This window comes from Stenotrophomonas sp. PS02298, assembly GCF_029959445.1.
Classification (GTDB): domain Bacteria; phylum Pseudomonadota; class Gammaproteobacteria; order Xanthomonadales; family Xanthomonadaceae; genus Stenotrophomonas.
Window position 1 is genome coordinate 1 of record NZ_JASCOR010000048.1, and the last position, 21,632, is coordinate 21,632.

At 63.8% G+C, this 21,632-nt stretch carries 19 protein-coding genes; 6 read left to right on the forward strand and 13 right to left on the reverse strand.

Features of this window, described 5'->3' with window-relative positions; translation table 11 throughout:
• Positions 1-318: 318 nt before the first annotated feature.
• Positions 319-1,335, reverse strand: coding sequence for a hypothetical protein (locus QMX78_RS09205; RefSeq protein ID WP_282268664.1), 1,017 nt, complete (start codon positions 1,333-1,335; stop codon positions 319-321).
• Positions 1,336-1,943: 608 nt separating this feature from the next.
• Here QMX78_RS09205 and QMX78_RS09210 point away from each other — a divergent pair.
• The gene (locus QMX78_RS09210; protein WP_282268666.1) at positions 1,944-2,303 is read left to right on the forward strand and encodes a DUF1428 domain-containing protein; all 360 of its coding nucleotides are present in this window, start codon (positions 1,944-1,946) and stop codon (positions 2,301-2,303) included.
• A gap of 240 nt (positions 2,304-2,543) precedes the next feature.
• On the opposite strand, the gene QMX78_RS09215 is transcribed toward QMX78_RS09210, so the two are convergent.
• Both QMX78_RS09215 and QMX78_RS09220 read right to left on the reverse strand, forming a co-directional pair.
• Complete coding sequence (locus tag QMX78_RS09215; RefSeq protein WP_282268669.1) at positions 2,544-3,743, reverse strand: hypothetical protein; 1,200 nt, start codon at positions 3,741-3,743, stop codon at positions 2,544-2,546.
• A complete protein-coding gene (locus QMX78_RS09220) occupies positions 3,743-4,819 on the reverse strand; it encodes an SPFH and helix-turn-helix domain-containing protein (RefSeq protein WP_282268671.1) in 1,077 nt (358 codons plus the stop codon). The genes QMX78_RS09215 and QMX78_RS09220 overlap by 1 nt, the downstream gene beginning before the upstream one ends.
• A gap of 119 nt (positions 4,820-4,938) precedes the next feature.
• Here QMX78_RS09220 and QMX78_RS09225 point away from each other — a divergent pair, with 119 nt between their 5' ends.
• Positions 4,939-7,290 carry a membrane-bound PQQ-dependent dehydrogenase, glucose/quinate/shikimate family gene (locus tag QMX78_RS09225; protein ID WP_282268673.1) on the forward strand — a complete coding sequence of 784 codons (2,352 nt, stop codon included), beginning with the start codon at positions 4,939-4,941 and terminating at the stop codon, positions 7,288-7,290.
• A 256-nt stretch (positions 7,291-7,546) separates the two neighbouring features.
• Here QMX78_RS09225 and bioD read toward each other — a convergent pair whose 3' ends face one another.
• From bioD to QMX78_RS09240, 3 genes are read right to left on the reverse strand one after another with little or no spacing between them, the layout of a single operon-like run.
• Positions 7,547-8,197 carry a dethiobiotin synthase gene (bioD, locus tag QMX78_RS09230; RefSeq protein WP_282268675.1) on the reverse strand — a complete coding sequence of 217 codons (651 nt, stop codon included), beginning with the start codon at positions 8,195-8,197 and terminating at the stop codon, positions 7,547-7,549.
• Entirely contained in the window at positions 8,194-9,486 is a 1,293-nt protein-coding gene (gene bioA / locus QMX78_RS09235; RefSeq protein WP_282268677.1) for an adenosylmethionine--8-amino-7-oxononanoate transaminase, read from the reverse strand. Before bioA ends, bioD begins: the two co-directional genes overlap by 4 nt.
• A gap of 49 nt (positions 9,487-9,535) precedes the next feature.
• Positions 9,536-10,102, reverse strand: a complete 567-nt coding sequence (locus QMX78_RS09240) for a M23 family metallopeptidase (RefSeq protein ID WP_282268681.1) — start codon at positions 10,100-10,102, stop codon at positions 9,536-9,538.
• A gap of 187 nt (positions 10,103-10,289) precedes the next feature.
• Between QMX78_RS09240 and QMX78_RS09245 the strand changes: the two genes are divergently transcribed.
• Positions 10,290-10,565: a hypothetical protein gene (locus QMX78_RS09245; protein ID WP_282268684.1), complete on the forward strand. Its 276-nt coding sequence runs from the start codon at positions 10,290-10,292 to the stop codon at positions 10,563-10,565.
• Positions 10,566-10,834: 269 nt separating this feature from the next.
• On the opposite strand, the gene QMX78_RS09250 is transcribed toward QMX78_RS09245, so the two are convergent.
• Complete coding sequence (locus tag QMX78_RS09250; protein WP_282268686.1) at positions 10,835-11,530, reverse strand: TorF family putative porin; 696 nt, start codon at positions 11,528-11,530, stop codon at positions 10,835-10,837.
• Positions 11,531-11,663: 133 nt separating this feature from the next.
• On the reverse strand, positions 11,664-12,485 hold the full coding sequence (locus tag QMX78_RS09255; RefSeq protein ID WP_282268687.1) for a hypothetical protein: 822 nt from the start codon (positions 12,483-12,485) through the stop codon (positions 11,664-11,666).
• Positions 12,486-12,632: 147 nt separating this feature from the next.
• Between QMX78_RS09255 and QMX78_RS09260 the strand changes: the two genes are divergently transcribed.
• Positions 12,633-13,610, forward strand: coding sequence for an HPP family protein (locus tag QMX78_RS09260; RefSeq protein ID WP_282268689.1), 978 nt, complete (start codon positions 12,633-12,635; stop codon positions 13,608-13,610).
• 36 nt (positions 13,611-13,646) lie between these two features.
• Here QMX78_RS09260 and QMX78_RS09265 read toward each other — a convergent pair whose 3' ends face one another.
• From QMX78_RS09265 to QMX78_RS09275, 3 genes are all read right to left on the reverse strand, one after another.
• On the reverse strand, positions 13,647-14,045 hold the full coding sequence (locus QMX78_RS09265) for a hypothetical protein (protein WP_282268691.1): 399 nt from the start codon (positions 14,043-14,045) through the stop codon (positions 13,647-13,649).
• On the reverse strand, positions 14,038-14,697 hold the full coding sequence (locus tag QMX78_RS09270; protein WP_282268692.1) for a glutathione S-transferase family protein: 660 nt from the start codon (positions 14,695-14,697) through the stop codon (positions 14,038-14,040). The genes QMX78_RS09265 and QMX78_RS09270 overlap by 8 nt, the downstream gene beginning before the upstream one ends.
• Before the next feature lie 76 nt (positions 14,698-14,773).
• Positions 14,774-15,916: an alpha/beta fold hydrolase gene (locus QMX78_RS09275; RefSeq protein ID WP_282268693.1), complete on the reverse strand. Its 1,143-nt coding sequence runs from the start codon at positions 15,914-15,916 to the stop codon at positions 14,774-14,776.
• A gap of 256 nt (positions 15,917-16,172) precedes the next feature.
• Between QMX78_RS09275 and QMX78_RS09280 the strand changes: the two genes are divergently transcribed.
• Positions 16,173-16,991 (forward strand): PHB depolymerase family esterase, encoded by an 819-nt coding sequence (locus QMX78_RS09280; RefSeq protein ID WP_282268695.1) that lies wholly within the window; start codon positions 16,173-16,175, stop codon positions 16,989-16,991.
• A 291-nt stretch (positions 16,992-17,282) separates the two neighbouring features.
• Positions 17,283-18,413 (forward strand): alkene reductase, encoded by a 1,131-nt coding sequence (locus tag QMX78_RS09285; RefSeq protein ID WP_282268697.1) that lies wholly within the window; start codon positions 17,283-17,285, stop codon positions 18,411-18,413.
• 163 nt (positions 18,414-18,576) lie between these two features.
• On the opposite strand, the gene QMX78_RS09290 is transcribed toward QMX78_RS09285, so the two are convergent.
• The gene (locus QMX78_RS09290; protein WP_282268699.1) at positions 18,577-19,791 is read right to left on the reverse strand and encodes a hypothetical protein; all 1,215 of its coding nucleotides are present in this window, start codon (positions 19,789-19,791) and stop codon (positions 18,577-18,579) included.
• A gap of 223 nt (positions 19,792-20,014) precedes the next feature.
• Positions 20,015-21,556, reverse strand: coding sequence for a DUF4919 domain-containing protein (locus tag QMX78_RS09295; RefSeq protein WP_282268700.1), 1,542 nt, complete (start codon positions 21,554-21,556; stop codon positions 20,015-20,017).
• Between the last annotated feature and the right edge of the window lie 76 nt (positions 21,557-21,632).

Consider the following 21,632-nt stretch of genomic DNA (forward strand, 5'->3'; position numbering starts at 1 on the left):
GCCCCCTCCCTTTCGCACAGCGAAGGGGAGGGTTGGGGAGGGGGGCTCTTCGCAACAACCCCAAAGCTTCAAGTAAAAGCCAACCCCCTCCCAACCTCCCCCTTGGCTTACGCCAACGGGGAGGAGCCAAGCGCTCCCGGCCACGCAAGCAGCCACGCCCCCTCCCTTTCGCACAGCGAAGGGGAGGGTTGGGGAGGGGGGCTCTTCGCAACAACCCCAAAGCTTCAAGTAAAAGCCAACCCCCTCCCAACCTCCCCCTTGGCTTACGCCAACGGGGAGGAGCAACGCCAGCCTCGCCGGAGGTTCAGCGCAAAACGCTTAGAACGCTATCTGCGCCCACAAGCCGGCTTCATGGCTTTCCAGCGACTTCGTCGCCGTCTCCTGCTTCAGCTGCTTGCCCACCGCTGCCAGACGCAGGTGCTTGTTCGGTTTCCATTCCACACCGACCATGTGATAACGCTCGCGGGTGCGCGGATCGATATCCAGGCTCATCCGGGTTTCTTCGTGGCGGGTGAACACTGCGTACTGCGGGCTCAACTGGTAACTGCCCCACACCGACCAGCCGCGCTGGTCGTCGCTGCCCGGCTTGACCACGCGGGTCCAGTCCTCGGCACGGAAGTACTGCGCGCCGATCCGGCCACGCTCGCCGACCCAGCTGGCCATCGCGTTCCAGCGCTGCGCGGTGTGCTGCCGCGGCATGTCGCCGGCATCCAGCGCGCGGGTACCGCGATAGCCGCCCAGCGCCAGCTCAACGCCCTTGGCCGGTACCCAACCCACACGCGCCTCGATGTCCGGGCGATTGCCCAGGCGCGGCTTCTGGTAACCACCGCCGGTGACCACCGAAGCGGCATAGGTGAAATCGCCACGTGTGTACTGGCCGTGCACGCCGTAGTCGGCGGCATTGCCCATCTTGCTGCGGGTGATCAAGGCGCCATCGACGTAGCGGTAGCCATCACGTGCCGACTCCTGCTGGATCCACGGCAGCGGCGCATTGCCCAGCCGCAGCCAGTTGCCCTTGCCGAAGCTGCGCTGCAGGTAGGCATGGCGCAACCACACGTCGGTGGGGTCGCTGTTGCGCAGCCACTGCACATCAGTGGTGACCTGCGCCGTCCAGTGCTGGTTGAAGCGGTGATCGACGGTGATGAAGGTGCGCTTCAGATCCAGCGCCAGGCCTTCATCGTCGGTGACCACGCCATCACGATCCAGCTGGCTGGCGTTGACGAAGATCTGCGCCGACACCTTGGTGGCGGGCGCTGCATCCTGGGCCCAGGCCACGGCCGGCAGGCACAGCGCAGCCAGCGCGGCGGCCAGTGCATTACGGGAAACAAACTGCATCACTACTCTCCTGGTGCCAGCCAACGCTGGCGGTATGCGATCTTTCGGGTAAGTACCTGGCAGCCGTTCCTGCGCGGCTGCCAGGCAAGCAGGCCGCCTCATCCAGCCGCCCAGCGCTCACCGAGACCACGGGGGCGGCGCCGGCGAAGCAAGGTCTTTCACAACGGGGGCTTTCTGGCGCCAGCAGCGTGCCGGTGCAGGCTTTGAACGGGGTGCTTCCCCATAACGGCAGCGACGGGCATTCATTGACCCCTCTCTTGCCCCCTCGCCCCCTGTCACCACGCCTGCTGGTACGGATGCGGTGGCACGGAGCCGGGCTGGCTCGCGAATCGACTTCCTGAAGCTGGTTCATGTTCCCTGCCTTACCCGAAGCAAGGCCATTGTCGGCAGGCCAACGCCAGCCGACCCTGATCAATATCAATGCCGTTGGCGGTTCGTCGCCGATCCGTTGTGCGCCAGGCCACATAACCGTGCTTCCGCTGCGTGCAAGGACGGCTCACAACGGAGTTTTTGCGGGACCGAAACATTGTCCAGCGCAGAATCGATGTCGCCCATTAACGCGGTTCCACCGAAGGCGGCCCCATGCCGCCCACCCTGCGAGGCCCGACATGTCTTACGTAGATGGTTTCCTGGCCGCCGTGCCGCTGGCCAACAAAGCCCGGTTCATCGAGCACGCGCATATTGCCGATGCCCTTTTCATCGAGTTCGGTGCCTTGCGGGTGACCGAATGCTGGTCCGACGACGTGCCACACGGGACCCTGACCGACTTCTACCGCGCCGTGCAGGCCAGGGACGATGAAGCCGTGGTGTTCTCGTGGATCGAATGGCCGGACAAGGCCACCCGCGATGCCGGCATGCAGAAAATGATGGAAGACCCACGCATGGACCCAGCCACCAATCCGATGCCGTTCGACGGCAAGCGCTTGGTCTATGGCGGCTTCATGCCGGTGCTGCATCTGGGCGATTAAGCGGCTGGTGCAGCTTTGCAGCTGCGGGTAAGCGCAACCGCTGACCGGACACGCAGGATCTGCAGGAATGGTCGAACGCGATCGCTGCGCTTTTGTAGGAGCGGCGTAAGCCGCGAAGCTGACAGCGCTGAAACAACCAGCGTCTGAGCCATCTGATGATGCATCTGCTTCGCGGCTTACGCCGCTCCCACAAAAGCAACGGCACGGGCTATATGCCCGACGACAGCAATAGCCGCGCGGTTACTGCGCCATCCCCAACACGTACATCAGCACCAGCAAGGCGAGCACACCCGCGAGCACCGCGAAGAATATCTTCCACGCGCTATACGGACGCTCACCCGCCAGTTGCCCCGTGTAGCCATTGGCCAGCACCTGGTAGCTGCGCGAGCCATAGGTGTAGCTGACCAGCCACACCGGCACCAGGATGTGCTTGAAGGTGCGCTTGCTGTACGTGGCCTGCACCTGCAGGTTGCGCTGGGTGTCGCCCGGCACCTGCTCGGAACACAGGTAGCGGGTCTGCGTCTGCATCTGTTCCTCACCGAGCTGCGCGGCCTGGCGCAGATCCACCTGGTAACGCTCCACCGTCCAGCCGCGCACGAACTCGGGCGAATACGGCTTCAAATCGGTGATGGTCGGGAACTGGCCGATCTTGCCCAGCAGTTCCGGATGCACGCCTACCGTGCCCGGCACCAGCTCATCATCGAAGAAATGCTGCAATGAACCGGATGCCGGTTCCCAGCGCACACGCCGTTCCTGCCGGGTCTGCGTATTGCCCTTGGAATCGCGGTAGCTGACGGTGACGTAGTAGTAATACCCCGCCTCGGCGGTCCAACGTGCGGCGACCTGCGCATCGAACGTCCAGTACGGCAGGTACATGCCCTTGAGCGTATCGGTCAGCGCCGCGCGCTTGAGCTTGCTCGGCGCGAACCAGCGCGTGCCATACCACTTGCGGATGATGTCGCGGACCTGGCCGTCGCTGATCTTGAACGGCAGCACGCTCTGCGGGGTGATCGCATCGCCCAGCGACTCGTGGTCGATGATCGATGGCGAGCCGCAGAACTCGCAACGGTCGGCCACCTTGCGGTCGACGAAGACCGAGATCGCATGACAACTCTGGCATTGCACCTCGCGCGGCTGCGCGCCGTAGCCGCGTTGCTCGGCCGGGGTGGCGGCCATGCTCTGCAGCATGCCGACCACACCGCCCTGCGGCTGTGGCGGCAATGGCGGCGGCTGGTTCGCCTCGTCCTGCAATCGCTTCAGTGCCGCCAGCAGGTCCTGCTCGACCACGCCGGCACTGCCATCGCCCACGCCCATGGCCGCCTCCGACAGCGGCACGATGGTGCCGCAGTAGGGGCAGGCCAGGGCTTGCTTGCCGGCATTCCATTGCAGATCCCCGCCGCATTCCGGGCAGGGATGCTTGCCAACTGTTGCGTTGTTCATCAGCCGCGCAGGAACTCTTCCAGTGCCGAGCGGGCGATGCGGGTGGCATTGCCGATCTTGCGTGCCTTCAGGTCACCTGAGGCGATCGACGCCATCACGTCCTCGACCGATACCGACAAGGCCTGTGCAGCCTGTTCGGGGGTGAGCACGTCCAGCGCCACGGCATCACCGGCAGCCGGCAACGGCGGCGGTGCAGCAGCACCCGGCACCACCGGCGCACCGGTCTGCATGTTGCGCATCATCTCCTGCGCCATGCCAAAGCCCATCGCCATCTGTGCCGGCACCGCAGCGGCGGTTGCACCTTCGCCGCCCTCGCCCATGCCGTGGCCCATCTGGTACTTCACGTAGTCGTTGAGGTTGCCGATCACGCCCATGCTGGAGCGCTTGTCGATGGCCTGCTCCACTTCCGGCGGCACCGACACGTTCTCCAGGATGAAGCTGGTGACCTCGATGCCGTACTTGTCGGTCATCGCCGGGTTGATGATCGGCAGCAAGGCTTCGCCCAGCTCGGAGTAACGCGAGGCCACATCCAGCGCCGGCACGCCGGCCTTGGCCAGCGCCTCGGTGAACACGCTGACGATGCGCGAACGCATGGTGTCGGCGAACTCATCCAGGCGGAAATTCTGGTCGGTACCGGCCACTTCCTTGAGGAACTTCGGCGGGTCGACGATACGGAAATCGTAGGTACCAAACGCGCGCAGGCGGACCACGCCGAAATCGGCGTCGCGCATCATCACCGGATTGGACGTGCCCCACTTGTTGCCGGTGAACAGGCGCGTGTTGAGGTAGTAGACATCGCATTTGAACGGCGATTCGAAGCCGTACTTCCAACCCAGGATGGTGGACAGCACCGGAATGTTCTGGGTGCTGAGCGTGTGCTTGCCCGGGCCGAACAGATCGGCGTACTGGCCGGCAGCGACGAACTGCACCATCTGCGACTCGCGCACGATCAGTTGTGCGCCGTTCTTGATCTGGCGGTCGTCATCCGGCCAGCGGTACGACAGCGTGTCACGCGAGTCATCGGTCCACTCGATGATCTCGATCAGTTCCTTTCTGATGAAGTCCAGAATGCTCATGCTCAGTCCCTGGTCGGCAGGGCTCCGATTCTACGGCGGGAATGTTAAGAGTGCGCATGACGCCATGCAGACATGCCGTGGCGCAGCATGGCCGCATCTTCCGGAGCTGCGGGGACGCCATGCGTGTTCTGACCCTGTTGTTGACCACGCTGTTCGGGCTGGCCCTGGCAGTGGGTGGTGGCTGGCTGCTGGCGCTGCACGGCAGCCCGTTCTACCTGCTGAGCGGACTGCTGCTGTTGGCCGTGGCGTGGGGCCTGTGGCGACACCGGCGCTGGCCGACCTGGCTGTACGCCGGCTGGTTACTGGCGCTGCTGGGCTGGTCGCTGTGGGAGGCCGGCCTGTACTGGTGGCCGTTGGCCACCCGCGTTGGCCTGCCCGCCCTGCTCGGCCTGCTGATGGCCTTGCCCGCCTCGCGCCGCTCCAGCCCGCGTGGTTACACCGGCCCGGCCGGCTGGCCGGTGCTGCTGGCCTCGCTGGGCGTGGCCGCGGTCGCCTTCGCCTGCATCCCGCGGCACCTGCATGAGACCGATGGCCGCCTGCCGATGGACATCGTCAACGCCAATCCGGCACTGGGCGACACCGCGCAGCCGGAGGGCGAATGGCAGGCCTACGGCCGCAGCGGCTACGGTCAACGTTACTCGCCGCTGGCGCAGATCACCCCGGCCAATGTCGGTCAGCTGCAGCTGGCCTGGCAGATGCAGACCGGTGATGTGCGCCTGCCGCAGGACGTGGGCGAGACCACCTACGAAGTCACCCCGTTGAAGATCGGCAACACGCTGTACCTGTGCACGCCACACAGCCTGGCGTTCGCGCTGGATGCCGACAGCGGCAAGGTGCTGTGGAAGTTCGACCCGGGCGCTGGCATGGAACCGCAGCGCCAGCATCAGACCTGCCGCGGGCTGTCGTACTTCACTGAACCCGTGGCCCCCGCCGCAACAAGCGCAGCAACCGGCGTGCACACCTGCAGCAGCCGCGTGTTCCTGCCCAGCGCCGACGCCAAGCTGCATGCACTGGACGCGCAGACTGGCGAACACTGCAGCGACTTCGGCAACAACGGCGTGCTCGACCTGCTGCACAACATGCCGTTCAAGCAGGCCGGTTACTACTACTCCACCTCGCCGCCGCTGATAGCAGGTGGCAAGGTCATCATCGCCGGTGCAGTGAACGACGACTATGCGATCAACTCGCCCTCCGGGGTGATCCGCGCCTATGACGTGCACAGCGGCAAGCTGCTGTGGAACTGGGATTCGGGCAACCCCACCCAGACCGCGCCGCTGGACCCGAACAACCCCAACCAGGTCTACACGCCCAGCTCGCCCAACAGCTGGTCGGTGGCCAGCGCCGATGAAGCACTGGGCGTGGCTTACTTCCCGATGGGCAACCGCACCCCGGACCAGCTCGGCATGTACCGCAGCCCCGCAGAGGAAACCTACGCCTCATCGGTAGTTGCCCTGGATATTGCCAGTGGCCAGGTGCGCTGGGTGCAGCAATTCGTGCACCACGACCTGTGGGACATGGACACACCAGCGCAACCGGTGCTGCTCGATCTGGACCTGCCACAAGGTCGCATCCCGGCGCTGGTGCAGCCGACCAAACAAGGCGACGTGTACGTGCTGGACCGCCGCGACGGCAAGCCCTTGCTGCCGATCAGCCAACGCACCGCACCGCAGTACGTGGACATCCCAGGCCAGTTCGCCGCACCCACGCAACCCGTGTCCGCGCTGAGCTTCGAGCCCAAACCGCTGCGCGAAGCCGATATGTGGGGCGCGAGCCTGATCGACCAGATGCTGTGCCGCATCCAGTACCGGCAACTGCGCTACGAAGGCCGTTACACACCGCCGACGCTGCAGGGCAGCCTGATCTATCCGGGCAACTTCGGCACCTTCAACTGGGGCAGCGTGGCAGTGGACCCGCAGCGGCAGGTGATGTTCGGCATGCCCACCTACCTGGCCTTCGTCTCCAAGCTGGTGCCCAAGCATGAAACCAGCGGCCGCGAGATGAACAAGGGCGAGCATGGCTTGAATGAGAACAAGGGCGCCGACTATGCGGTGGAAATGACGCCCTTCATGTCGCCCATTGGCGTCCCCTGCCAGGTGCCACCATGGGGCACGGTTGCCGCCGCCGATCTGCGCACCGGCAAGATCGCCTACCAGCACCGCAACGGCACCATCCGCGATCTGTCACCGCTGCCGCTACCAATCCGCATCGGCGTGCCCGGCATTGGTGGACCGATGCTGACCGCAAGCGGCGTGGCCTTCATGAGCGCGGCCACCGACGACAACTTCCGCGCCTACGACCTGGCCAGCGGCAAGGTGCTGTGGGATGTCCGTATTCCGGCCGGCGGACAGGCCACGCCGATGACCTACCTCAACAGCCAGGGCGAGCAGATGGTGCTGCTGGTGGCGGGTGGTCATGGTTCGACCGGGACCAAGGCTGGCGACTACGTGTTGGCGTACAAGTTGAAGAAGTAGGGGTATCTGCGACTGAAGCAGGAGCAGGAGCAGAAGCACCCCTCCCCAACCCTCCCCTTGCCTGCGGCAAAGGGAGGGGGCGCAAGCAACAGCCTCAAGCCTGCATGATCAGCCCCCTCACTTGCGCAACGCGCAGGGGAGGGTTGGGGAGGGGTGCCTTTCGCGAGGAACCCAATCAGCCCTGCACCATCTGCCCCCTCCCTTGCGCAACGCGCAGGGGAGGGTTGGGGAGGGGTGCTTTTCGCGAGGAACCCAATCAGCCCAGATCAATCCGCGGCACGTCGTACCACACCGCATCCGGAAACCGCTTCAACACCCAGTCGCGAATGAAGCCACGGCTATCAGCCGCAATCACTTCATCACTGCTGTCATCGCGGCTGTTCCAAGCCACGCCATGCAGGGCGATGCCACGCGCCGCCAGCGCTTCCAACGACAGCAAGGTGTGGTTGATCGAACCCAGGCGCCCGGAGGTCACCAGCAACACCGGCCAGCCTTTCTGCGCAACGTAGTCAATCGTCAGCAGCTGCTCGGTCAGCGGCACCATCAAACCACCGGCACCCTCGATCAAAACCGTCTCGTAGCGTTCGCACAAACGTGCGGTCGCAGACTCGATGGCAGTTAGATCCAAAGCCCGCTGCTCCAAACGCGCAGCCAGATGCGGCGATGCCGGATAGGCAAACAGCGCCGGCATCGTGGTGCCGTCACGGTCCTCTTCAAACAAGCCAGTGCCCATGATGCGCCGGTGCAGCAGGATGTCATCGGAAGCGGCCACGCAACCGGTCTGCACCAATTTCTGGGTGATCACGTCCTCGCCCTGCGCCGCCCATTGCTGCGCCAGCCAACCGGTGACTACGGTCTTGCCGATCTCGGTATCGATGCCACTGACAAATACGACCTTGCCGCTCATGCGCGCATATCCTCTTCCTGCAGGCTGGCCACCAGCGCGACCATGGCTTCGCACAGCTGCTGCAGCTGTGCATCGTCAATAACAAACGGTGGCATCACATAAACCAGTCGGCCGAACGGCCGGATCCAGATGCCGTGCTCCAGCATCCTCTGCTGGATGCGTTCCAGCCGCAGCGATGCTTTCAATTCGATCACGCCGATGGCCCCAAGCACGCGCACATCGGCCACCTGCGGCAAGCTGCGCGCGGGCGCCAGACTGAGTTCAAGACCTTGTTCGATCGCCGCCACCCTGCCCTGCCAATCCTGCGACAGCAGCAGCTGCACCGAGGCCAGTGCGACCGCGCAGGCCAGCGGATTGGCCATGAAGGTCGGGCCGTGCATGAACACGCCCGGCTCGGCGCTGGCGATCACATCGGCAATCTCGCGCGTGCACAGCGTCGCCGCCAGCGTCATGTAACCGCCGGTCAATGCCTTGCCGATGCACAGAATGTCGGGGCTGATGCCAGCATGCTCGCAGGCAAACAATCGGCCGCTGCGACCGAAGCCAGTGGCGATCTCATCGCAGATCAGCAATACGTCGTGTTCGCGGCATAGCCGTTCCAGCTCACGCAGGTACTGCGGATGGTAGAAGCGCATGCCACCCGCGCCCTGCACCACCGGCTCGATGATGAAGGCAGCCAGTTCATCGGCGCTTTCAGCAAACAACTGCGCAAGCGCTGCGATATCGGCCGGATCCCATTCCTCGCCGAAGCGCGTCTGTGGCGCGGGCACGAAACGGCGTGTCGGCAGTGAAGTGCCAAACAAGCCATGCATGCCGGTAACTGGATCGCATACCGACATCGCGTTCCAGGTATCACCGTGATAGCCCGAGCGCGTGGTGGCGATATTGCACTTGCCCGGCTTGCCGCGCGCAGTCTGGTATTGGATCGCCATCTTCAGCGCCACTTCCACCGAAACCGAGCCGGAGTCCGCGTAGAAGATCGCGTCCAACCCCTTGGGCGCGATCTGCAGCAGCTGCTTGCCCAGCGCGATGGCCGGCTCGTGGGTAAGCCCGCCGAACATCACGTGCGACATGCGGCCCAGCTGGTCAACCACCGCCTGGTTCAGCTGCGGATGGTTGTAACCATGAATGGCACACCACCACGAGGCCATGCCGTCGATCAGCCGGGTACCATCTTCCAGCTGCAGCAGCACGCCATCGGCGCGGGCAACCTTGAGCACCGGCACCGGGCTGCCGAGGGCGCTGTAGGGGTGCCACAGGTGTTCACGGTCGAATTGATCAATCAGCATCGTTCAGCACAGCTCACGCCGCGGGAAGGCGGCTTGCAGGGGGCGTACCTTACCGCTTGCGCGGCTGGCCTGCATGCATCAGCGGCAGCGGGTCGAAGGGGCCTTCGCCGCCATAGATGCCGTAGTGCAGATGCGGCGGCGTGCCACGTGCATTGCCGCTATCACCCACGAAGCCCAGCACATCACCGGCCTTCACGATTCGCCCATAGGCCAGCCCGGGCGCCCAATCCTGAAGATGGGCGTAGTAGTGCCGTTGCCCAGCCGGTCCGATCACCCACACCTGGCGGCCACCCAGGCCGCTGTCGCGCACCGCCGCCACCACGCCCGGGGTAGCGGCGACAACCGGTGTGCCGCGTTTGGCGAAGATATCCACACCATGGTGCTTGCGGTCGCGCCCGCGTGGCGCGCCGAAGGTGTCGGCAATCTGCCGTGGCTTGATGCCCTGCACGGGTACGAGGATCACGGTTGGTGCCGGCAAGCGTGAAAGCTTCCAGCCTTCGCGGGCGACCACGGCGAAGGGCTGCTGCCATAGCCAGCCGCCGGCAAGCGTCAGCACTGCAAGCAGCAAGACGATGCGTACTGTTCGCGGCCAGTTGGTTCGATCGGAAGAGTTCAAGGTCGTCTGTTGAATGTCTACGGAGTGGCAAAAGCTAACCGCAGCCAGCGACGGATTTCCAGAACTTTTTCAAACGCCAGGCGCAGGCATTCAGCACTTCAAATTCGCTTCACATTGGCCGCATACCCAGCACATGTGACGTACCTAGAATTCGCCTCCAACAACCCAACAAGCATGCATCCCCGAGATGGAAATTATCTACTTCATGGCCCGGACGCCGGCACTGCCAGCGGCGCTGTATCTGCTGATCCTGGTTGCTGCGTGGCGCTTCAGTCGCCTGCTGTTCGATGTCCTTTCCATCTTTGGATTCATTGGTTTGCTTATGGCGTTCCTGGCAAGCCATGGTGAATCGGCCATGATCATCGCGCTTATCGCCCTCATCCACCTGTCACTGACCTTCGCCGGTAACAGGAAGCAAGGTCGAAGCAGCATCAAAGCACAGGCACCAGCCGAAAGCCGCTGACGGACCGGCACCAACGCCGTTTTGTGGGAGCGACGTAAGTCGCGAAACTGATGGACCACCAGATCGCAATCGATATGGCTGCTCATTGATGCCAGCTTCGCGGCTGATGCCGCTCCCACAAGGGCACCCAGCCTTCTTGTGGGAGCGACGTAAGTCGCGAAGCTCACACACCATCAGATCGTTGGGCAACTGGCTGCCAGCAGTTCCCGGCTTCGCGGCTTACGCCGCTCCTACAAAAACGGCGCGCTCTCCCACAAAGCCGGGCCCTGTCAGAACGACGCCTGCACGGCAGCTTCCCAACGTGTGCCAGCGGCCTGGTCACCAAACAGATCACCTGCCTGCTGGTCGGTGAAGTGCCCACTCAACCGCAGCTCGATCGGCGCTGCCACTGCCCAGATCGCACTGACCTGTCCGTGGGCGTAGCCACCGCCCACCGCATCCTGCAACTGGTACCAACCAGCGGCGGCCTCAAGACGAAGTTGCGGTGACAGCAGCATTCGTGCACCCAACTGGGTGTACAGACCATCCTGGTTGGTGCCCAGCGCCTCCGGCGACCAACCCAGCGACAACCAGTAGTCGTCCTTCCAGGTCAGCGTGGTATTGAGCTCGGTCCAGTTCAGGTCGACGGTCGTTGCCGGATACCGGTAATGCAGCAGGTTGGCATCCAATGCCCAGTCATCGGCCAGCTTCCCGTTCCAACCAACGACGAAGTCCAACTCGCTGCTGGCATGTATTTCCGGTGCGAACTCCACGCTGGATCCCCAAGCCGAGGCGTAGAAGCCACTATCGCCGGCAACGCGGAAACCAGCCTGCACGGCAGCATCACCCTGGCTCTGGCTGGAACCGCGCCAGACATAGTCGCTGGTCAGGCCAGCACTGCCGCTGGTGTCGATGGCCAATGCATCCGCGCTGGCGGTGAGTGCGATGAAGGCAGCAAAGTACAACGAAGAACGTGAGCGTTTCATGGGATTTCCGGAAGCGGCCGCGCGAGCTGCGCGGCGATGCGGAAGTGTTCACGCAGCTTCCATAAACCGACGATGGCGACGCCCCAAGGTCCGCATCAAATCTGCGTAAAACCTGTCTCCCTGCTGCAGAAGATCAGTTCTGCCGCGCGAAAACCTGTGGCGTCGCGCCCGCCGGCATCGGCTCGGCGAAGGCCGGTTTGATCTCCAGCGGACCCCAATCGCGCTCACAATGGGTGAACTGCCATTGGCTGGGTTTGAAGCGTGCGGCTGCGCCATCCGGTTCACCGGTCGTGAACTCGGCCTGGATGTCATAGTCGATCAACGGTGTATTGAACCAGGCGACCTCACCGGCCTTGCAGTCGATGAACGGACGCGAAGGATCGACCACCCAGTCACCACTCTCCGGATCGGAATGATGGACCGGGCTGATGCGCTGATCGGCAGCCAAGCGCATGCGCCCGGGAGATGTTTCCAGTACATCGACCCAGAGACCCGCCAGCTGCACTGGCTCGGGGAACTGCAGTGCATCCAGACCACGCAATCCCAATGGCCGTTGCGGCTCGCCGTTGTCGAAGACATCGCGGCGATTGACCAGCGTTCCCTTGGGGACGGTGAACTCGCCATACTGAAAATCACGGTCCAGCACGAACTGTGCACGGCTACCGCGCTGCCAGCTCTCGATGGCGAACTCGCGCTTGAACTCGGTGGTCTTGTAGATCAGCACCCCTACCCAGGCCGCCACCAGCACTACAAACGCGGTGCACAGGCGTGCCTTCCAGTTGAAGAACGCGCCCCAGCCGCCCTGGCCGTGGCGATGGAAATGCCAGCCCCGCACAAGCAAACCTATCGCCACCAAGCCGCCCAGCAGCGGCAACACGAACACCATCAGCAGGAACGGCCAGGAGATCAATGGTCCGGGAATCATCACGCAGACAACAGAGGGGGAGCGCTTCACATCCTACCGCTTCAGGTTGCCGGCGCATGCATCCGCGGCATGAGAACCAAACCAATCCGCATCAGCCAACGGCCAATGAACCGATCCGGACTCATGTACAGCACGGGAAACGCGGCAAAATAGCCTCCCCTGAACCCATCCACCGCCATGAAGTCCAGCAGCAAGCCCCTGCATCCACTCCGTAGTTGGTTGAGCATCGAGCGCAACCAGACCAGCCACGGAGAAAAGTGGATTTCCGCACTGGGCGCGCTGATCGGCATCACGGTGGTCTACCAGCTCACCCATTGGTGCTTCCCCGCAGGCTTCAACCACGCAGGCGGCGCGATCATGCTGGCCTCGATGGGGGCGAGCGCGGTACTGGTGTTTGCCGTGCCACATGGTGCCTTGTCGCAACCGTGGGCAGTGATTGCCGGCCACCTGGTGTCCGCCTTCATCGGCGTCAGCTGCCAGCTGATGTTCCCCGATCAAGCCTGGACGGGCGCACTCGCGGTCGGCCTGGCCGTCGGTGCGATGCACTACCTGCGCTGCATCCATCCACCCGGCGGCGCCACCGCGCTGGCCGCGGTGATTGGTGGTAGCGACGTGCATGCATTGGGCTACAACTACCTGCTCACCCCGGTGGCAATCAACGTCGCCGCCATCCTGTTGGCCGGCATCGTGTTCAACGCCTGCTTCGCCTGGCGCCGCTACCCGGTGCAGCTGCATCGTCGTCGCCAGCAGGCCATAGCCGTGCCCTCGGCGCAGCGCCATGTCGACTTGACCCAGGAAGACTTTCACGCGGCCATTGGCCAGCTCAACTCCTTCGTCGATATCACCGACGAAAGCCTCACCGAGCTGCTGGAGCTTGCCAAGCAGAATGCGGAGCGTGATGCGCTGCACCCGGACCTGATCGAACCCGGCCGCTGTTACAGCAATGGCCGCCTGGGTCGCGCCTGGAGCGTGCGACGGGTATCGGTAACACCAGCGCTTTCCGGTCCTTCTGCTGATCGCCTGGTATTTGCCGTGGTGGCGGGCGATGGCATTGGCGACATTGGTCATGCAACCGCTGCGGAGTTGCGGCAATGGGCCCGCTTCGAGGTGTCACTGCATGAAGGTGGGCGCTGGGCAAAGCTCGGTAGCCGCTGATCCTGCAACCCGGCTGAAAGCACGCGCCGTCCGGCATTACAGCGAAAGCAACGCCAGTACGGTGCCAAACAGGCTGATCGGCACCCGGCAGGCGAGCGACTCATGCACGCCGAACCAATTGCAGGCCACCCAGCAAAAGGGCATCAACAACAGCCCCAGGATCAGCGCATCGGTGATCCAGTTCCAGTGGCGCCCGCGCACCAGCTGCAGCACTGCGTCGACGAAGAATCCCACCAGCATCAGCAATGCAACAGCGCCCAACAGCAGGGCGATGCCCAAGCCGGTATCGCCGCGATGCTGTTGGGTGGACGCATGTGCGACAGCGATGCGCGCGTACAACAGCAGTGCCAGCAGTGGCGTGACGAACGCGGCAATGCGGATCACAGGCGACCACGGGTAACGCGACCACCAGGCGCGCTGCCGGGCGTCAATCACGATCGGGCGCGCCCAGGGGGAACAGGTGACGGTAGCCGCGCGCCTCATCCACCGCACGTGCGAAGGAGGGTCGCTGCAGCAGGCGTTGCCGGTAATCCAGCAGCAGCGGGTATGCATCGCTGATGCGGTGTGTCCAATCGGCGTAGAACAACGCAGGCGCCGCGGCGCAATCGGCCATCGAGAAGACCTCACCACAGGCCCATCGGCGGCCCGGCAACTGGCTTTCCAGCCAGGCGTAGGCAAGCTCCAGCTTCTGCACGCTGAAGGCGCGGGCTTCGTCGCGCTTGTCATCGTCGCCACTGAGCGCGCCGGTCACTGCATGCTGCACCGGGCTCATCACATGCAGGTCGAAGAAGCGATCATGAAAGCGCACGTCCAGCGCCTGGATTGGTTCATCGGGCAGCAGTCGCACCGCGCCGCCGTGTTTCAGCTGGAGGTATTCGATGATGATGCTGGTTTCCACGACACTGCGCTCGCCGTCGAGCAGCAACGGAAACTTGCCCAGCGGCCAATGCTGCAGCCACTGGCCGATGTGCTCAGGCGTGTCGGGGCCGAGCTGGCGGAACTCGAAGTCGATGGCGTTCTCATAAAGCGCAATCAGCACCTTCTGCGTATACGAGGAGAATGGATGACCGTAGAGCACAAGCGACATGACGAAGTCTCCGTGATTGGAACCACAGCGGAATACGCTGCTGCCAGGGCGGGCTGTTCATTGCATGAAGGCCGCTTCATCCGCCAGCGTCCGTACCAGCGCTCATCGCCAGCCCACAGTCGCTGCCAGCTGCTTGCCCGCTGAAGCGTTCGGCGATCCAGGCAATGGCGCGATCCGCCGAGGCGATCGCCGTGGTGGCATGGCCGGTATCTGGCAGACGCAGGTAGTTCACCGCTGCGCCACGCTTGCAGCTCTGCTCGAAGAAGCGCCAGGTGACCGGCGTCGCGACCAGGCCGTCAGCGTCGGATTGCACCAGCAACAGCGGCGCCGAACCGGCAGCCAACGCCGTGATCGAATTACGTGCCATCAAGCCATCCCAGGGCGCACGACCGCCCAGATCCAGGCTGCCGAGGCGCGCACGCAAGCGCAACAAGCGCACCAATGCCGCCTCCGAGAACGGATCGCCTTCGCAGCCGCTGGTGGCTCGCTCGATCACGCCGCGGGTTGTTGCATTGGCAATGGTGGAGAGATCGGCGCCGTAGACCCTGGACCAGCTGCGCGCGGTGAACGCGGTCAACAGGCCGCGAACCGTGGTATCGGCATGCTGCATGTTGGCTGCCAATTCCGTAGGCGGCGACACTGCAACCACGCCCTGCAACTGCAGGTCGGGCGCATAGCTGCGTGCGCGTTGCGCGCTGAACAGCGCCGCATGCCCGCCCTGCGAATGCCCCCAGACCGCGAAGCTGCGGCTGGCACCAGCGGCTGGCAGCGCCGTCGCGGCGCGCACCGAGTCCAGCACCGCTGCCGCGGCGGCGTCACCCGCCAGGTAGGCGTGCGGACCGCGCGTACCAAGTCCCGGGTAGTCACTGGCGACCACCACCCATCCCCGCGCCAGCATGTCGGCCAGCCCCGGGATCTGGTCCAGGGTACGAATCGGCGTGCACGCCGAATCGATGCCCACGGTGCCGTGCGCCCATGCCACGATGTCGCGCCCTTGAACCGGGCTTGGCCCGTCAGGCGCAACCAGCACGCCGGTGGATTGGGTCGGATCGCCATCGACATCGGTAGTCTCGTAGCGGATACGCCAGGCCTTGGCGCCAGCGGGAGCGCCGTCGGTGGCAACCGCCTCCAGCAGCTTGCCGGGCGCGGCCAACACAGGCGCGCAACCGGAATACAGCAAGGTAGCCAGCAACAGCCAGCGTGTCACCGCGTTTCGCATGCGTTCCAGTCCCTGGCTGCCCGATTGCGCTGATGCTAGCTCAATGCAGCGACCGTGGGAGCAGCGCAAACCGCGAAGCCGGCGATCCAGGCTCCCCGGGCATGCCTGTATACGGCGATGCAGGGATACTCAGCTTCGCGGCTCACGCCGCTCCCACAACACCCTGCCTGACTCATGGCTGCCATGAGTTAATCTCGCGGCGCTGCATGAAAGCCCGGCTCTACAATCACCGGCACTCAAACCGGGACGATCAAACATGCGCAACCGTCACCTGGCATTCGCCTTCGGCCTGCTCGCTGCGTGCACGCTTGGCAGCGCCGCTGCCGAGCAGGTCGTCGGTGTAGCACCGCTGGCCAAGGAGGTGTTCGCGTCGGTTGATATTCGCCAGTTCGAGACCGGCAGTTTCACCTCGGCTGGCGGAGTGGTCATCCCCTATCGACTGTTGCGCCCGACGGCACCCAAAGCCGGCGAAACCTACCCATTGGTCATCCAGTTCCACGGCTCTGGCGGCATAGGCAGGGACAACAGCAGCCAACTCGACCGTTTGGCCAGGAGCTGGGCGATGCCTGAAGTACGGCAGCAATACCCCGCCTACGTGCTGGTGCCGCAGTTCCCTGAGCGCAGCGCGAACTACGGCCCTGCGTCAGCGGATCAACATGCGGAAGCGTCTCCGGTGCTCAGCGCCGCGCTCGAGCTGGCGAACAGGATCGCCGCCGACAATCCCGTCGACACCACGCGGATCTATGCGCTTGGATTCTCGATGGGCGGGTCGGCGGCGTGGCTGGCGCCCACCTTGCAGCCAGACCTGCTCGCCGCCATCGTGCCGATCTCGGGCATTGCACCTGCGAATGCCGATGCCGCCACGTTCAGGAACCTGCCGGTGTTGGCCATGCACGGCACTGCCGATGACGAGAACCCGATCACCGCTGACAGGCGCTTTGTCGCCGCCATCCGCGCAGCGGGCGGCGAGCAGGTACAACTGCGGGAGTACGACGCATTGCCGCACGCACCGCCGGCCGATATCCACCCTGGCAACTGGTGGCGCGATTGGCTGTTCCAGCAACACCGTCGTTGACCGCCACCCTTGCAGTAGCGGCGTAAGCCGCGAAGCCGGCGATCTTTCCACGCAGGTGAAATCAGCAATTGCGGCGGCCGCCGCCAGCGTCCTCGAGGTGTCCGCCGTTCCTGCAACGCCAGCCACGCTGGCGGCCAGATGTTGCACAAACCGCAACTCTGCTTTCCATCGCGTCCAGTTGTGACACCCCAGACAGCGCCCATGTATTCCGCAATACATGCTGCGACAGCGGTTTCCCGGCTGTCGTGACAGGCACTACCCTCCCCGTCTGGATCCACCTGGAACACTTCAATGACCAAGCTCTTCGAGCCCTACGGCCTCATCGGCACCAAGCTCTCCAACCGCATCGCCATGGCGCCCATGACCCGCGCACGCGCCCCCAACGACATCGCTGACGAGCGCGTTGCCCTCTATTACGCCCAGCGCGCCAGCGCCGGCCTGATCGTCAGCGAAGGCACGCCAATCTCGCGCGAAGGCCAGGGCTACCTGTTCAATCCGGGCATCTACACCCCCGAGCAGATCGAGGGCTGGCGCCTGACCACCAACTCGGTGCATGCGCTGGGCGGCAGGATCGTCGCCCAGCTGTGGCACGTCGGCCGCATGTCGCACCCGTCGATCCAGACCGATGGCCGCGCACCGGTCAGCGCCAGCAGCAAGCAGCCGGCGAACTCCAAGGCCTTCGGCTACAACGAAGAAGGCCTGCCAGGCATGGTCGATGCGCCTGCACCGCGCCAGCTGAGCACCGAGGAGGTTGCACGCGTGGTCAACGACTTTGCCCAGGCTGCACAGAACGCGATTGATGCGGGCTTTGACGGCGTCGAAATCCACGGCGCCAATGGCTACCTGCATGAGCAGTTCCTCAACCCGCTGGTCAATGATCGCGATGATCAGTACTCCGCTGACACGTTGGAGAACCGCATCCGCTTCACGCTGGAAGTGATCGACGCCATCGTCGCGCGCATTGGTCCTGAGCGCACCGGCATTCGTCTCTCGCCGTACGGCAACCTCTTTGACATGCCCGCCTACCCGCAGATCGATGAGACCTACACCGCGCTTGCAGAGGCCATCGGCGAGCGCAAGCTGGGCTTCGTGCACCTGATGAACCAGGCCGGCTACTCAAGCAGCGCGCCGGGCCAGGCAGGCTTCAACAACCTGCTCAGGACGATCCGCAGCAAGCTGCAGGAAACCCGTTTGATCCTGGCCGGCGGACTGGACCGCGAATCGGCGCAGGCACTGATTGATGAGGGTCTGATCGACATGGCCGGCTTCGGTGTGCCGTTCATCAGCAACCCCGATCTGGTCGAGCGCCTGCGCAACGGCTATCCGCTTGCCAAGGCCGATCCAACCACCTTCTACGGCGGCAGCGGCAAGGGCTACATCGACTACCCGCCATACAACGCTGCAGCCTCATCCGCCCCTTGATTGTGGGAGCGGCGTAAGCCGCGAAGCTGGAAATCCCAAAGCCGGTCGGTCCGTGCAATTGCATGGCCAAGGACCGCGCACCGATACCCAGCTTCGCGACTCACGTCGCTCCTACAAGGCGTGCATCGCCTCGTGCGATTGCTTGCCCCGTTACCCAGCCAAGCTAGAACTGCCCCCGCTCCACACCTTGTTTCCACGACTCCGGCCGCGGCGTCCACTCACCTTCACCCAGTACCGCTTCGATCAGGTTCTGGATCGGATAACCCAGGTGCTGCTCCGCTGCCAAACCGCCGTCGCTCATCTGCGCGGCGGCCACGAACTTGCGGAACGCACGCTCATCACCCGCCGCCAACGCGGTGATCTTCTTGGCCAGATCGTAGGAGAGCCGGTTGCCATCATCCGCAGCCAGGAATGACTTCCCGGACCAGAATGACTGGATGCTCTCTTCGTTCCAGTAAGCCGCGTGTTGCGCAGCGATCTCGTGCGGGAAGTACATCTGTGCGCCGGGTGCGGCCAGCTGTGGATACAAGGTGTGCTCGGTGTTGACCGCCAAGCCCTCGTTCAACCACGCCGGGATCGGCAAGTGTTGCAGCAGGCAATGCGTGAGCTCATGCGCAATCACCGGCTCCATCGAATCGAGGATCTCCAACGGCATCACGAAGTGCCCGTATCCTGCCTTGATGAACATGCCCGAGGACATCGCGTACTCGCCGCCATCCGGGTAGTAATGCGATACGTAGGCGTAATAGTCTTCCTGGTCGGCGAACACCATCACCACATGCTTGCCAAGGCCGGGCGCGACTGCAAGATCGCCAAGGCTGCGATTGATCCGCGCCAGCAGGCGCTGGCAGGTCGCGAGGAATACCTCGCCGGGCCTGTCCATCAGGTTCGACAGCAGCAGGAAGTCGGCGGACTCGGTGATGCGGTAATGCTCCCCCAGCTGCTGGCTGAGCGCTTCCAGCCACTCCTTGGCCGCCGAGGTCCGGTGGATATGCGTGGCGTCGGCATCCAATCCCGCCGGCGCGTCCTCGCTGATACGGTCCCAGTCCGCGATTGGCAGCTGGGTGCCGTCATACCAATGCATGCGCACCGGTACGCGCGGCAATGGCGCGACTTTCGCAGACCTCTTTTCGCGCGACAGGTGCGTTGCCAACCAACCAATCAGGATGAAGATCACGAGGAAGAAAGCCACCGCATAGAGCGCGTCCTTTCCTTTCTCCCTGCCATCAGCGAACAGACCGGCGTCTGCAGCCGCCACAACCAACGGCGACACGGCTGCGACCTGTGGCAGCGCGGCATGCGCAACACCAACAGGAGCGAGCAAGGAAGTGCCGATGCTGGATGCCAGCAGCAGCGCAAGAATCAAGATGAATTTCATATTGCTTCGTTTACCTGTGCCTGGCCATTACCAACATTGAAGTCACCTTCCATCTGATCGCTCCACCTCCATCCGCGAGCGCGACATGATCCTGCTTTGTAGGAGCGGCGTAAGCCGCGAAGCTCGCCAACTCTCCAACAAGGGAGTTGCTGTAGAACGATCAAGCTCGCTTTGTTTCAGAGCATCAGCTTCGCGGCTTACGCCGCCCCTACAAAAGCTGTTGCTATCGCGAGCCCAGCACGAGGAAGTACTTCCCATCCTCCCCGGAGCCAACCCGTAGGCAAGCTTCGTCCTCCTTCAGATCCATCGCGTAATCCCGATCCAGCGCCAGATGCCGGAACACCACGCCGATATCAGCAGACGACGTTACGATCCACGGCGATTGGCAACTGTTGCCGTCGCCACTTGCCATGATGGCCTGCAACAAGCCGTCAAACCCGAGGCGCACAGTCGCGTCATCGCCAGCAAGACTCTCCAGCGCATTCAAATGCAAGGGATACCGCCCCAGAAAGTCCTGGTGGAGCTGCAGGCGCGCGCCAGCTGAGCCGTCCGCCCCGTCCAACGCAGCAAGCTGCCTGCGCAGTTCGAGATAGCCCTCGGCCGCTGCCAGCTCGTCGGCCACGGTGAATGGCGAATCGCCTTCGGCCGGTTTCGGCCCGAGGTTGCGCTGCAACCATGCGCCGTAATACAGATGGGCGAACTCAGTACCTGCAAGACCACGATCACGGCCGATGAATCGCGCCAGCAACTTCGGGTAGAACGTTGCCTGCTCGGGCTCCAGCACCGCATCCGCGCGGACGCCAGCGACGCTCGCCATCATGTCCGGTCCTGCCGCAGCGCCACGTTCCCACAACTGGCGTTCCGCGCGATAACTCATCGGCGCTGCAAGGTCGTCACCAGTGCTTCCATAGCGCCTGACCAGCAACATCGCATCGGTCCCGGCGCTGTGCTTGTAGCCGTCAACCGCCAGGACGTCGCCGTTCCAATCGGATGCAGCGTTCGCCCGACCATCCAGCGCCACCTCGCGGAACAGCAGGCAGCGATTACCGGGCAGCCAGCTGTTCGCGCATGTAGCCGATGCCTCCTTGATCTGCAGCAGTCGTTCCGCTCCCTGCAGACCGTAGCGCGTGCCCTGCGCAAGCGGCGTTCCTTCGAAACGCAATACGCCGCCAAATGCGTCGCCAAGCTCCAGTTGCGGCCGGTCCTTCTTCGCCGGCTCAACGCGCATACGCAACGCATGCCCGCCGGACAACATCTGCAGCAGGCGCAGCTCAGCGGTGTAGGCCGGCTTTTGACAGGTCAATGCAGGCGTGCGCTCATGCGGCTGCCTGCGCAGGTTCAACTGCCAGGCCACCTCGCGCTGCGGATCAGCGCCTTGCACCTGATAGCGCCGCAGCACCACCTCGCCATCCACCTGCCACTTGCACAGCTCGCTATGCAGTAGCAGAGACGGTTCCGCTGATGGGCTTTTATCCTCGACACCGAATTGCAGCTGCGGTGCATCTGCCCCCTCGCCGAACCAGGCTCGCGGCATTCCATCCTTGTCCACAGCAGTGAGCAAACGCCAGCGGTAAAGCGGAAGCAGCTGTTGGTAGCGCTGGGCGGTCTGACGTGCTGCCGATTCGTCGGGGTGCGTTGGAGGCGGCGCCAGTGCAGCCGACATTGAGGCTGGCTGTTGTCCAATCGCCAGTGCGGGCAATGCAACTGCAGCAAGTGCAATCGCCGCGCAGATACCACGCAAGTAGCAAAGACGAATCCCGGTCATTCCACATCTCCCTATGTGGCTCTGGACTGTCGCATAGTCCAGAGCGTCCTCAACATCCGGCTCAGTCAATCAACCC